General features: G+C 73.2%; 9 protein-coding genes and 1 pseudogene. 6 read left to right on the forward strand and 4 right to left on the reverse strand.

Annotated elements, in window-relative coordinates:
- Positions 1-102 precede the first annotated feature (102 nt).
- Positions 103-1,248 (reverse strand): helix-turn-helix domain-containing protein, encoded by a 1,146-nt coding sequence (locus tag QQM72_RS29460; protein ID WP_314223874.1) that lies wholly within the window; start codon positions 1,246-1,248, stop codon positions 103-105.
- 229 nt (positions 1,249-1,477) lie between these two features.
- Between QQM72_RS29460 and QQM72_RS29465 the strand changes: the two genes are divergently transcribed.
- From QQM72_RS29465 to QQM72_RS29475, 3 genes are all read left to right on the forward strand, one after another.
- Complete coding sequence (locus tag QQM72_RS29465; RefSeq protein ID WP_314223875.1) at positions 1,478-3,259, forward strand: FAD-binding dehydrogenase; 1,782 nt, start codon at positions 1,478-1,480, stop codon at positions 3,257-3,259.
- Between the two features lie 150 nt (positions 3,260-3,409).
- Positions 3,410-6,784 carry a pyruvate carboxylase gene (locus QQM72_RS29470; RefSeq protein WP_314223876.1) on the forward strand — a complete coding sequence of 1,125 codons (3,375 nt, stop codon included), beginning with the start codon at positions 3,410-3,412 and terminating at the stop codon, positions 6,782-6,784.
- A gap of 246 nt (positions 6,785-7,030) precedes the next feature.
- On the forward strand, positions 7,031-8,188 hold the full coding sequence (locus QQM72_RS29475; RefSeq protein ID WP_399079067.1) for a M23 family metallopeptidase: 1,158 nt from the start codon (positions 7,031-7,033) through the stop codon (positions 8,186-8,188).
- 262 nt (positions 8,189-8,450) lie between these two features.
- Here QQM72_RS29475 and QQM72_RS29480 read toward each other — a convergent pair.
- Positions 8,451-8,645 (reverse strand): annotated as a pseudogene (locus tag QQM72_RS29480) (GNAT family N-acetyltransferase); the annotation flags it as partial.
- A gap of 252 nt (positions 8,646-8,897) precedes the next feature.
- Here QQM72_RS29480 and QQM72_RS29485 point away from each other — a divergent pair.
- Positions 8,898-9,620, forward strand: coding sequence for an FAD binding domain-containing protein (locus tag QQM72_RS29485; RefSeq protein WP_314223877.1), 723 nt, complete (start codon positions 8,898-8,900; stop codon positions 9,618-9,620).
- Positions 9,621-9,654: 34 nt separating this feature from the next.
- Here QQM72_RS29485 and QQM72_RS29490 read toward each other — a convergent pair whose 3' ends face one another.
- Positions 9,655-10,731, reverse strand: a complete 1,077-nt coding sequence (locus QQM72_RS29490) for a DUF6745 domain-containing protein (RefSeq protein ID WP_399079166.1) — start codon at positions 10,729-10,731, stop codon at positions 9,655-9,657.
- A gap of 42 nt (positions 10,732-10,773) precedes the next feature.
- A complete protein-coding gene (locus QQM72_RS29495; protein ID WP_314223999.1) occupies positions 10,774-11,100 on the reverse strand; it encodes a hypothetical protein in 327 nt (108 codons plus the stop codon).
- Between the two features lie 199 nt (positions 11,101-11,299).
- Between QQM72_RS29495 and QQM72_RS29500 the strand changes: the two genes are divergently transcribed.
- Together QQM72_RS29500 and QQM72_RS29505 are read left to right on the forward strand one after the other, a co-directional pair.
- The gene (locus tag QQM72_RS29500) at positions 11,300-12,259 is read left to right on the forward strand and encodes an STM4015 family protein (RefSeq protein WP_314223879.1); all 960 of its coding nucleotides are present in this window, start codon (positions 11,300-11,302) and stop codon (positions 12,257-12,259) included.
- An 11-nt stretch (positions 12,260-12,270) separates the two neighbouring features.
- Complete coding sequence (locus QQM72_RS29505) at positions 12,271-13,431, forward strand: STM4014 family protein (RefSeq protein WP_314223880.1); 1,161 nt, start codon at positions 12,271-12,273, stop codon at positions 13,429-13,431.
- The last annotated feature ends 20 nt before the right edge of the window (positions 13,432-13,451 follow it).

The following is a 13,451-nucleotide window of genomic DNA, read 5'->3' on the forward strand; positions in this document are numbered from 1 at the left end:
TGATGTTGCGAGAGTGTCAAACGGTGTACACAGCCGCGTCAAGAGTTTTCGAACAATGTCCGACAGGTCGAACGTGACGGAACGGCCCGCAAAGCCCTGTGTTCAATGCCGTGTTGACGACTCCAGCCATGCGGTGAGGGCCCACCACCAGTGCAGGGTGGCCGGCGGGCCGTCACCGTCGGCAAGGGGCGTGGAGGTGATCTGCCTCAGTCGGCCGAGCCGGTAGCGGACGGTGTTGGGGTGGGTGAACAGCGCCGCGGCGGTCTGGTCGAGCCGGCGTCCGTTGTCCAGGAACGCCAGTGCGGTGCGGGCGAGTTGATGGTGGAAGGCGTCCGCGGGGTCGAGCGAGCCGAGCAGCCGTCGGCTCAGCAGGGTGCCCAGCGAGGGCTGCTCGGCCAGTGCGATCCGGGCGGCGAAGTCCGTGACGTCGTAAAGCCCGTGCAGGCCGTGTCGGCGGCCGAGGTCCACGGCACGCACGCACAGCCGGTACAGCGCGGGCAGCTCCGGCAGGGGGGCGGCGGGCGCGACCACCACGAGCGCCTCGGGATCGACCTCGTCGGCCTCCGGCGGCCGTGGGGACAGTCCGGCCGCACGGCCGTCGAGCTGCACGATCACCGCGTGCGGCGCGCGCACCGCCCGCGCGGGCACGGGGGCGGCGACCAGGCAGTGGTAGTGCCCGGCGGCGTCCGCCCGGACCCCGGCTCGCGCCAACTCCTCGTGCTGTGGCGGGACTTCGCCGATCAGTGCCTGGTGCAGCAGCCGGGTGCGGACGGCGCCCAGCGCGCGTGGCGACTCGTGCTCGGCGGCGCGGTAGCCGTGGATCACCTGCCGTTGCATCGCCGCGCCGTACTCCTGGAGCCGCAGGACGACCGACAGCAGTGCCCGGTCCGAGACCCCCGCCGAACGGCACCGGTCCACGACGATCTCCGCCGCGCGGCCCAGCGCCGCCTGCACGCCCCGCAGGACGACCGTCATCGGCACGCCCTGCACGGCACGGTCGGCGCCCAGCAGGAGAGCGGCCGTGAAGTCCTGGTCGTCGACCGGCCCGGTCCGCTCCGGTGCGGTGAACCAGGGGTCGGCCGCGCGGAGCATCGCCGTCACATGCGACCGGGTCGCCTCCTCGGTCAGCCGGGACAGTTCGGGGGAGCGGCTGCGGGCGGCGTGCGCGAGCTCGACGCACACATCGACGTCGGCGGCCATGTCCCGCAGGACCCTGGCGACCGGCTCCGGTCCGTGGACGACGGTCATGGTCCCCCCTTTGCCCGGACGCTGTCGCCGAGCCACAAGCAAGTGGCGCTCACGTTGACGCCCGCGCACTACCGGAGCCGTGTGACGACCTGGTTTCCTGTTGGGCTACCGACGGTAACAGTGCAGCTGTCGCAGGAACACCCCAAAGTCACGCCACCCATGGACCGGCCAGGGCTTTCCCGCGCACGGTCCAGGCACCGCCCCCGCGAAGCCTCCAGGAGGGCCGCTCATGGACACCCCCGAAGCCGATGGAATCACCCGCCGCCACGCCCTGACCGTGGCGGGCGGAGTCCTCGCGGGCGCGACCCTCGCCGCCCAGGCCTTCCCCGCGTACGGCGCCACGCAGGACGCCGACGCGATCGTCGTCGGCCACGGGCTGGCCGGACTCGTCGCCACCGCCGAACTCGCCGCGGCCGGACGCAAGGTGCTCCTCCTCGACCAGGAACCCGAGGCGAGCCTCGGCGGCCAGGCGTTCTGGTCCTTCGGCGGCCTGTTCTTCGTCAACTCCGACGAACAGCGCCTGATGGGCGTAAAGGACACCTACGACCTGGCCTGGCAGGACTGGCAGGGCACGGCCGGCTTCGACCGGGGCGTCGACGACCCCGAGGGCCAGGACCACTGGGCGTACCAGTGGGCCAAGGCCTACGTCGAGTTCGCGTCCGGCGAGAAGCGGTCCTGGCTCTCCGGACTCGGCGTCCAGTGGTTCCCGATCGTCGGCTGGGCGGAGCGCGGCGGCGGTCTCGCCACCGGACACGGCAACTCCGTGCCCCGCTTCCACGTCACCTGGGGCACCGGACCGGCCGTCGTCGAGCCGTTCGAGAAGAAGGTGCGGGCCGCGGTCGCCGACAGCAAGGTGACCTTCAGGTTCCGGCACCGCGTGGACGAGATCGTCACCACCACGGGAGTGGTCACGGGCGTCCGCGGGGCCGTCCTGGAGCCCAGCGGCGTGACCCGCGGCAAGCCCAGCTCCCGCACCGTCGTCGGCGACTTCGAACTGCGCGCCCCGGTCGTCGTCGTCACCTCCGGCGGCATCGGCGCCAACCACGACCTGGTCCGGCAGAACTGGCCCGCCCGGATGGGCACCCCGCCGAGGTTCATGGTCACGGGCGTTCCCGCGCACGTCGACGGCCGCATGCTGGGCATCACCGAGAAGGCCGGCGGGCGCATCGTCAACCCCGACCGCATGTGGCACTACACCGAGGGCCTGCGCAACTACGACCCGATCTGGCCCGGCCACGGCATCCGGATCCTCCCCGGCCCGTCCTCGATGTGGTTCGACGCCACGGGCAAGCGGTTCAACACGCCCGACATCCCGGGCTACGACACCCTGCACACCCTCAAGACCATCACCGACTCGGGCTACGACTACTCCTGGTTCGTCACCACCCAGAAGATCATCGCCAAGGAGTTCGCGCTCTCCGGCTCCGAACAGAACCCCGACCTCACCGACAAGAACGTCTGGCAGCTGCTGTCCCGGATCTGGCAGACCCCGGAGCCGATCGAGAAGTTCAAGAACAAGGGCGAGGACTTCGTCGTCGCCTCGACGCTCACCGACCTCGTCGCCGGCATGAACAAGCTGACCGGCACCTCGCTCATCGACCTCGCCGACCTCAAGCGTCAGATCGAGGCGCGGGACCGGGAGATCGACAACGCCTACACCAAGGACGTCCAGGTCATGGGCATCCGCAACGCCCTCAACTACACCGGGGACTCGCTCAGCCGCACCGCCGCCATCCACCGGATCCTCGACTCGAGCGCGGGCCCGCTGATCGCCGTACGCCTCAACGTCCTCACCCGCAAGACCCTCGGCGGTCTCCAGACCGACCTCTCCGGCCGGGTCCTGAACGCGGCCGGGAACCCCGTGCCCGGCCTGTACGCGGCCGGAGAGGTCGCCGGCTTCGGCGGCGGCGGGATCCACGGCTACCGCTCCCTCGAGGGCACCTTCCTCGGCGGCTGTCTGTTCTCCGGGCGCCAGGCGGGACGTGCCGCGGCCGCGGCGACGGCGACCTGACCGGGCGTCGAACGCGGTCGAACGCCGTCAAATGTAGTCGGGCACGGTCCGATCGAGCGAGACATGCGCCGAGTGGCCCGACTCACATGGCCAACCAGGTCAGGCACCGACACGATGGTCCTCGTCACCGCCAGGCTGAAGGGGTCCCGGATGTTCCGCAAGGTGCTGGTCGCCAACCGTGGTGAGATCGCGATCCGTGCGTTCCGCGCCGGCTATGAGCTGGGCGCGCGCACGGTCGCGGTCTTCCCGCACGAGGACCGCAACTCACTCCACCGGCAGAAGGCCGACGAGGCCTACGAGATCGGCGAACAAGGGCACCCGGTGCGCGCCTATCTCTCCGTCGAGGAGATCGTCGGCGCCGCGCGCCGGGCGGGCGCCGACGCCGTCTACCCGGGCTACGGGTTCCTCTCCGAGAACCCCGAACTCGCGCGTGCCTGCGAGGAGGCGGGCATCACGTTCGTCGGCCCCGACGCGCGCACCCTCGAACTGACCGGGAACAAGGCGAGCGCCGTCGCGGCGGCCCGCGCGGCGGGCGTGCCCGTGCTCGGCTCGTCCGCGCCCTCCAACGACATCGACGAACTGGTGCGGGCCGCCGAGGAGATCGGCTTCCCCCTGTTCGTCAAGGCCGTCGCCGGCGGCGGCGGACGTGGCATGCGCCGCGTCGAGGACCCGGCCGTGCTGCGCGAGTCCATCGAGGCGGCCTCCCGCGAGGCCGCGTCCGCCTTCGGCGACCCGACCGTCTTCCTGGAGAAGGCCGTCGTCGACCCGCGCCACATCGAGGTGCAGATCCTCGCCGACGGCGAGGGCAACGTCATCCACCTCTTCGAGCGCGACTGCTCCGTCCAGCGCCGTCACCAGAAGGTGATCGAGCTGGCCCCCGCGCCCAACCTCGCCCCGGAGCTGCGCGACCGCATCTGCGCCGACGCGGTGCGCTTCGCCCGGCAGATCGGCTACCGCAACGCCGGTACCGTCGAGTTCCTCCTCGACCCCGCGGGCAACCACGTCTTCATCGAGATGAACCCGCGCATCCAGGTCGAGCACACGGTGACCGAGGAGGTCACCGACGTCGACCTCGTCCAGGCCCAGCTGCGCATCGCCGCCGGCGAGACCCTGGCCGACCTCGGCCTGTCCCAGGAGACCGTCACCCTGCACGGCGCCGCCCTCCAGTGCCGGATCACCACCGAGGACCCCGCCAACGGCTTCCGCCCCGACACCGGCCGCATCAGCGCCTACCGCTCGCCCGGCGGATCCGGCATCCGCCTCGACGGCGGCACCACCCACGCGGGTACGGAGATCAGCGCGCACTTCGACTCCATGCTGGTCAAACTGACCTGCCGGGGCCGGGACTTCGAGACCGCGATCAAGCGGGCCCGGCGTGCCGTCGCCGAGTTCCGGATCCGGGGCGTGTCCACCAACATCCCGTTCCTCCAGGCCGTCCTGGACGACCCGGACTTCCAGGGCGGACGCGTCACGACGTCGTTCATCGAAGAGCGCCCGCACCTGCTCACCGCACGCTCCTCGGCCGACCGCGGCACCAAGCTGCTGACCTACCTCGCCGACGTCACGGTGAACAAGCCGCACGGTGAGCGGCCCGAGCTGATCGACCCGGTCACCAAGCTGCCGCCGGTGCCCGACACCGAGCCGCCCGCGGGCTCCCGTCAGCGCCTGGTCCGGCTCGGCCCCGAGGGCTTCGCCCGCCGGCTGCGCGAGTCGCCGACCATCGGCGTCACCGACACCACCTTCCGCGACGCCCACCAGTCGCTGCTGGCCACCCGCGTCCGCACCAAGGACCTCCTCGCCTCGGCCCCGCTGGTCGCCCGGACCCTGCCCCGGCTGCTGTCGCTGGAGTGCTGGGGCGGCGCCACCTACGACGTCGCCCTGCGCTTCCTCTCCGAGGACCCGTGGGAGCGGCTGGCGGCCCTGCGCGAGGCCGTCCCCAACATCTGCCTCCAGATGCTGCTGCGCGGCCGCAACACCGTCGGCTACACGCCCTACCCGACCGAGGTGACCGACGCCTTCGTACAGGAGGCCGCCGCCACCGGCATCGACATCTTCCGCATCTTCGACGCGCTCAACGACGTCGGCCAGATGCGGCCCGCCATCGACGCCGTACGGGAGACGGGGACGGCCGTCGCCGAGGTCGCCCTGTGCTACACCTCCGACCTGTCCGACCCGAACGAGCGGCTCTACACCCTCGACTACTACCTCCGCCTGGCCGAGCAGATCGTCGAGGCGGGCGCCCACGTGCTGGCCGTCAAGGACATGGCGGGCCTGCTGCGCGCCCCGGCCGCCGCGAAGCTCGTGTCGGCGCTGCGCCGCGAGTTCGACCTGCCGGTGCACCTGCACACCCACGACACCGCCGGCGGTCAGCTCGCCACCTACCTGGCCGCGATCCAGGCCGGCGCGGACGCCGTCGACGGCGCCGTGGCCTCCATGGCGGGCACGACCTCCCAGCCCTCGCTGTCCGCGATCGTCGCCGCGACCGACCACTCCGATCGGCCCACCGGCCTCGACCTCCAGGCCGTCGGGGACCTGGAACCGTACTGGGAGGGTGTCCGCAGGATCTACGCCCCCTTCGAGGCGGGCCTCGCCTCCCCGACCGGACGCGTCTACCACCACGAGATCCCCGGCGGACAGCTCTCCAACCTGCGCACCCAGGCCGTCGCGCTCGGCCTCGGCGACCGCTTCGAGGACATCGAGGCCATGTACGCCGCCGCCGACCGCATCCTCGGCCACCTGGTGAAGGTCACCCCGTCCTCGAAGGTGGTCGGCGACCTCGCCCTGCACCTGGTCGGCGCCGGAGTGTCCCCGGAGGACTTCGAGGCGTCGCCCGACCGCTACGACATCCCCGACTCCGTCATCGGCTTCCTGCGCGGCGAGCTCGGCACCCCGCCCGGCGGCTGGCCCGAGCCGTTCCGCAGCAAGGCGCTGCGGGGCCGCACCGAGGCCAAGCCCGTCCAGGAACTGACCACCGAGGACCGCGAGGGCCTGGAGAAGACCCGCCGCACCACCCTCAACCGGCTGCTCTTCCCCGGCCCGACCCGCGACTTCGAGAGCCACCGCCAGGCCTACGGCGACACCAGCGTGCTCGACAGCAAGGACTTCTTCTACGGTCTGCGCCCGAGCAAGGAGTACGCCGTCGACCTCGAGCCGGGCGTCCGGCTGCTGATCGAACTCCAGGCCGTCGGCGAGGCCGACGAGCGCGGCCTGCGCACGGTCATGTCCTCCCTGAACGGACAGCTGCGGCCCATCCAGGTGCGGGACAAGGCGGCGGCCTCCGACGTACCGGTGACGGAGAAGGCCGACCGCGCCAACCCCGGGCATGTCGCCGCGCCGTTCGCGGGCGTGGTCACCCTCGCGGTCGCCGAGGGCGACGAGGTGGAGGCCGGCGCGACCGTCGCCACCATCGAGGCGATGAAGATGGAGGCCACGATCACGGCCCCGAAGGCCGGCACGGTGTCGCGGCTGGCCATCAACCGGATCCAGCAGGTGGAAGGCGGCGACCTGCTGGTCGAGGTGGGATGAGGTCACCGGCCGCGGACGGTCACTCGCCCGCGGCCACGTACCGGTCGCCCGGGCCGTCCGGTACGTCCTCGTGTTCCCGGCCCGACAGGTCCACCTTCACGACAGGCCGCCGGGGTGCGCTGCCCGCAGGGGCAGCGGGTCTGCCCCTGCGTCCGGTGACGCGCGCCTGGCCACCCGCTAACGTCCGTCCGTGAACAACTGCACTGTGCCGCAGCGGCCGTCGACCCGTCGTCCGGAGTCCGCCGCGTGAGCGACGAACCCGCCGTCGAGACCCCTGCGTACGAGACCGTCGCAGCCCCGCGGGCCCCCGCCGAGAAGCCCCCCGCCCCGGTGACGCCGGCCCCGGAAGCACCCGCCCCACGCCCCCGACGGCGCGGCCCGGGCGCCTTCACCCTCCTGGTCCTGCCGGGCCTGGTCACCCTCACCACGGTCGCCGGGTTCCTCGCCCTGACCGGCGGACTCCCCGACGACTGGAGCCCCGGGGACAGCACCGCGCAGGACGCCGCCCCCGGCGGTGTCGACCCGAGCTACGGACCCTGGCTGCGCAAGTCCGCCGACGCCTGCACGGTCGTCACCCCGTCCGCCCTCGCCGCGCAGATCGACCAGCTCACCGGCTGGAGCAACGCCGGCGCGACCACCGCCTCCGGCCCGCAGGGCATCGCCGCCTTCACCGCCGCCGACTGGAAGACCTGGGGCAAGGACGACGACGGCAACGGCCGTTCCTCCCCGAGCGATCCGGCCGACGCCATCATGGCGCTCGGCCGCCAGGACTGCTCCCTGGCCCGGCAGGTCACCGGCCTCAGAACCGACGGCACCGTCAACGGGGACCTCGTCGACCTCACCCTCGCCGCCTACGCGGTCGGCACGGACGCCGTGACGAAGGCGGGTGGCGTCCCCGCCTCGGCGCAGACCTACCTCGGCGAGGTCAAGGCCCTGTTCGCCAAGTACGAGGCCTTCGACCGGGAGGACACGAGCGGCGGTGGCGTCCTGGCCGACGCGATCCTGGCACCGCCCGTCACCACCCTCACCATCACCTCGCCCTACGGCTCCCGCCAGCACCCCCTCACCGGCGTCACCAAACTCCACACCGGCGTGGACTTCGGCGCACCCCGGGGCGCCCAGGTCTCCGCCGCCCGCGCGGGCACGGTCGTCTTCGCGGCCATGACCACGGCCTACGGCAACCGGGTCGTCGTCGACCACGGCACGATCGACGGCAAACGGCTCCAGACCACGTACAGCCACCTGTCCGCCATCGACGTCACCGTCGGACAGACCGTGCAGACCGGGGCCCCGTTGGGGCGAGTCGGCTCCACCGGCCTGTCCACCGGCCCCCATCTGCACTTCGAGGTGATCTACGACGGCTACTACGCGGACCCCGTGCCGTGGCTGGCGCCGAACGGCTGACGGCACCTCACGAGGGCGGGTGCGAAGGCCGGCTCAGAGCGCGAGGCGGCTGCCGACCGACCGGGCGACCTCGGCGTGGGAGAGGTACTCCACGATGCTGTGGGCCCGGTCGCGGGCGTTGATGGCGCTCGACCGCGCGCCGCTCGTCGCCGGCCGCGCCGTACCGTGCGGCGGCCGCCGCCACCTGGCGCTCCCGCGCGCCGCGGCACCTGTCCGTCGCAGCCGTGTCAGCCGTCCGTGTGCGCGGACCGGGCGCGCACGGTCACCGCAGGACGGCCTCCCAGGTGTCCACGGCGTAGTGCAGGACCATGCCGTGGCGGGCGTACAGTCCGGGCGCGCCGGTCGCGTTGGAGGTGTCCACACCGAGCCCGACGGTGTCCCGGCCTCGGGCGGCGAAGGCCGCGAAGGCGTGCCGCAGCAGCAGCCCGGCCAGCCCGGCTCCCCGGGCCTCGCGCAGATTGGTGACGGCAGGCGCGTCGGCGAGGGCGGCGGGACGCAGGACGTAGGGCATGGCGCCAGGGTCCGGGGGAGAGGAGCCGGCCGCAACGCAATTTCACGTTGCGCAAGGTGCAGCCATGAGCCCTGTATGCGCCCCCGCGCGCCTGGGCAGAATCCGTCTGCCATTGATCATGCGGGCGGGTGAACACGGGGACACACGATGACGCCGTGCCACTCGCCACGAACTTCCAGGGAAGGCAGGTCGGTTGTCGTGCAGTTGCGTCTTCCCTCCTCCGTATCCGAAGCCCAGCGGTGTCTGGCCGAGGGAGCGGTACCGGTGGGAGGTGCCACGCTCGTGTGGGCCGGCTGGCAGCGGGACGGCTTCCCCGAGCAGGCCGTGTCGCTGCGCAACGTGCCGGAGGCCGGCACGGTCGGCCCCGAGGAACTCGGCGGGGCCGTGCTGCTGAACCGCGTCGACGCGACCGTGCCCGAGGCGCTGCACCGGGCGGCCTCCGGCGTGGGCACCGGCGCGGTGCGCCGGGCCGCCACGGTCGGCGGCAACATCGTCGGCAGCACCCTGCGCTGTCTGCTCCCGGCGGCCCTCGTCCTCGACGCCCGGGCCACCGTCCTGGAATCCCACAGCGTCTACGACACCGATCTGACCGAGCTGCTGGCGAAGCGTCACGTACTGCTCGCCCTGCACTGGCGCGCACCCCTGGTCAGCGGCTACCGCAAGCTGGAGGGCGAGGCGGGCGGCCCGCCGCCCCTCGTCGTCGCCGCCGCGGTGCACGCCGACGGCGACAGCCCCCGTGACGTGCGGGTGGCCGTACGCGACGGCTACGAGGTGTTCAGCGAGAGCACGCCGTACGACCCGGACCCCGAACAGGTCCTGCACGCCCTGGCCGGCACCGACCTGGGCGCCCTTCCCGCCGTCGGCCGGGAAGCGGTCCACGCCCAGATCGCCGACGTACTGGCCCGCGTAGCCGAAGGCTGAGGCCGGCGCCCGGCCGCGAGGCCGGTTCTCCGGCTCACGTCTCCCGCTCGGGCGCGTACGTCTGCGCCGTCAGCTGGAAGGTCCAGGCGACTCCCTCCCGCGCCGTGCGGGTCGCCGGCGGTACCCGCAGCCAGTAGGTGCGTCGCGTCCCGTCCGGCTCCGGTGTGGAGTTCAGGACCTCCACCATGACGACGGGCTCGTCGTCCGGGAGGTCGATCCGCCACAGGGTGCCCGTCTCGTCGCGGTGGACGTGACGCGCCCCGGAGTCCGCCAGATAGCGGTCGTAGCCGTAGTACTCCAGCATGACCCGGCGCAGTTCGGCGTTCTCCTCGGACCTGATCCGGTCCGGGGTGAGCGCCGGCAGTTCGGCGAGGAACCCGGCCGGGACCGGCATGCCGCGCCAGGCGTACAGGGCGAAGCCGTCGGGGTACGCCAGTGCCGGACCGCCCCCGTGGTCGAGCCGGCCCGCCTCGTCGCGGTGCAGGGCGACGGGACGCTCGCACACCACCGCCACCCGCGCGAACGGCCACCACCAGCCGGCGTGGCGGCTCACCGCGGCCAGCCCCTCGAGCGGGCCCCGGTCCGTCGGGAACGCGGCGAGCCACGGCGCGTCGTGCTGACCGAGCACGGCGTCCAGCAGCACCAGCCGGATCTTTGCCGCCTCCTTCCCCGTGTCCCGGCCGGCCAGCTCCTCCAGCACCCCGGCGCGGATCCGGTCGACGAGCGCCTGTGTGGTGTCCCACAGGAGCCCGCCGGTCGACGCCCAGTGCGCCGCCCAGCCCGCCGCGCCCAACCGCGTGTGCAGCCGCTGCCGTTCACCCGCCCATGGAGCGCTGCGGACCGCCTCACGCACGCTGGGGCCCTTGTCCGCCGCCTCCCGGACCAGCGTGACCGCCGCCCGCGGTGAAGCGGCCCACACCACACGCTCCGGCTCCGGCAGCCCGGCCTGCCGGTAGGCCCGGCGCACGCCGGCCTCGGCGGCCGCGCGGTCGGCGGGCACGGCCGCCGCGGCACAGGCGCGCCAGCGACGGACGTCGTCGAACGACGTGCCCTCCACCACCGGGTCCGCTCCCGCGCCGGGCCCTGCCCCTGCCGTCTCCGTCGTCGTCATCCGCCCCTCCGTCACCTCGGTCACCCGCTCCTCCGTCAGCCTTCAGTCCGCGACGATCCGCACGGATCCGGGCACGTACTCCCGCTGCCGGATCACCCGGAACCAGCCCCTCGGCAACGCGATCGCCGCGTGCTCCTCCTGGACCACCCGGCCGCCCTGGGGAAGGTGCAGCAGCAGCGGACCGAACGGCCCGGACTCGCGCACCAGATCGCCCGGGCCCACCACCGCGTGGGCGTGCCCCGTGACCTCGCCCAGCGCCAGCACGAGCCGGCCCCGCCCGTCCCGCCGCTCCTTCGGCGCGACCGCCACGTGCGGCGGCAACGCCTCCTCCTCGACGGGCACGATCAGGACGTCTCCCTGCCGGTACATGGCTCTCCCCTCCCCGCCGGACGCCTCGCGCACCGGCCTCATGACGAAGACGGTACGGACCACCACTGACAACGCCCCCGAACCGGGGCCCGAGCCGATGGTCCGAACCGAGGCCCCGGCGCGGGGTGCTGTCAGTGCCTGTTGGTAGAACTGCGGACACACCACGGACCGCGCATCTTTTTCTCCCGGGAGCAGCCGCATGACCGTCACCGACCACCTGCACGCGCTGTACCGGCTGCCCGCCCACACCTTCCCGGGCCCCGGCGGCAGGACGGACGACCTGCCCGACCCGGAGGCCTTCGCCTGGCGCGTCACCAGCGACGTCTACGACGCCGACGAGGACTGGACGAAGGCGTTCGCCCGCTTCTGCTCCGCCGTCGACACCACCCGGGTGAGAGCCCTGATCGTCGGCGCCTGGCAGGAGGCCTACGACACGGACCCCTCCGACGTCGTCGAGGCACTGGTGGCCGCCCGGGACCGGTTCCCCGCGCTGCGGGCGGTGTTCCTCGGCGACATGGTGGGTGAGGAGTGCGAGATCTCCTGGATCAACCAGACCGACGTCACCCCGGTCCTGGCCGCGTACCCCGCGCTGGAGGAGTTCGGCGTGCGCGGCGGGTCCGGGCTGCGCTTCCCGGCCGTGAGCCACCGCGCGCTGCGCAGGCTCGTGATCGAGACGGGCGGGCTGCCCGCGGAGGTCGTGCGCGGGGTCGGCGGCAGCGACCTGCCCGCGCTGGTCCACCTCGACCTGTGGCTCGGCACCCCCGAGTACGGCGGCGACAGCGAGGTCGCCGACCTGGAGCCGATCCTGTCCGGCGCCCGGCTGCCGAGCCTGCGTCACCTCGCCCTGCGCAACAGCGAGATCCAGGACGCCGTTGCCGCGGCCGTCGCGTCCGCGCCCGTGGTGGCCCGGCTGGAGGTGCTGGACCTCTCCATGGGCGTGCTGACCGACGAAGGCGCGGCGGCCCTGCTCGGCGGCCAGCCGCTCACCCACCTCAAGAAGCTCGACCTGCACCACCACTACCTGAGCGACTCCCTCCAGGAGCGTGTCCGGCGGACCGTGGAGACCGCGGGCGTCGAGGTGGACCTCGACCGCGACGACGCCGAGGAGGACGCGGACGACGACGGCACGACGTGGCGCTACGTCGCCGTCGGGGAGTGAGCACACCACCCATGGGTCACCGTCCCCCCTCCCGCGACGGGTTGCGCACGGAGCGCGCGCCCGAGCCGCGCCTGGCGGTGGTCGGCAACCCGCAGAACCGTCGGGTCGCCCTCTTCGAGGACGCGGTACGCGCGGCCGGCCTGCCGGCCCCGCGTGTCGTGCCGTGGGCGGACGTACTGCGCGACGGCGGCGCCGACTTCGCCGCCGAGGAGATCGTCCGCCTGGACTCACCCGGCGAGAACCCCGAGGTCGACCGGCTGCTGCGCGGTGCCACCGATCCGACGCGGGCCGAGGGCTCGGGCCGCTGGTACACCCGCTTCACCACCGCGGTACGCAGCCTGCGCGGCGGCGTCCGCCTCGACGACCCGGACGAGCTCGCGGTGCTGTTCGACAAGCGGCTCTGCCACGCCGTCCTGGACGCGGCGGGCGTTCCGGTGCCCGCCTCGCCCACCTCGGGCCCGCGGGGCGCGCCGGTGCGCGGCTGGGACGACGTACGCGCGTCGATGCGTGAGCACCGGATGGCCCGGCTCTTCGTGAAACCCGCGCACGGATCGTCCGCCTCGGGCGTCCTCGCCGTCGAGTCGGGCGGCGGCGGCCGGATCAGGGCCACCACCTCCGTGGAACTCGCCGCCGACGGCGGCCTGTACAACTCCCTGAGGGTGCGCCGTTACGAACGCGAGCAGGACATCGCGGCCATCGTCGACGCGCTCGCCCCGGACGGACTGCACCTCGAGCGCTGGCTGCCGAAGGCCTCGCAGGACGGCCGGGCCGCCGACCTCAGGGTCGTCGTCGTGGCCGGTCGCGCCACCCACGCGGTGGTGCGCACCAGCCGCTCGCCGATGACCAACCTCCATCTCGGCGGACGGCGAGGCGACCTGGACGCCGTCCGGGAGAACGTCGAGGCGGCGGGCGCCCGCTGGACCGACCTGCTGGGTGTGTGCGAGCAGGCCGCGGCCTGCTTCCCGCGCACCCTGTGCGTCGGTGTCGACCTGCTGCCGGCCGTGGGCTGGCGCAGGGCCGCGGTCGGCGAGGTCAACGCCTTCGGCGACCTGCTGCCCCGGCTCACCGGCCTGCCCGGCAGCGGCGCGGAAGGCCTCGACACCCACGCCGCCCAAGTGGCCGCCGTCCTGGGCGATCTCGCCCGGTACAGAACAGGAACACCGCATGCCTGAGCCCGACATCGACGAAGTGC

Source organism: Streptomyces zaehneri, from assembly GCF_032248645.1.
Lineage (GTDB): Bacteria > Actinomycetota > Actinomycetes > Streptomycetales > Streptomycetaceae > Streptomyces > Streptomyces coriariae.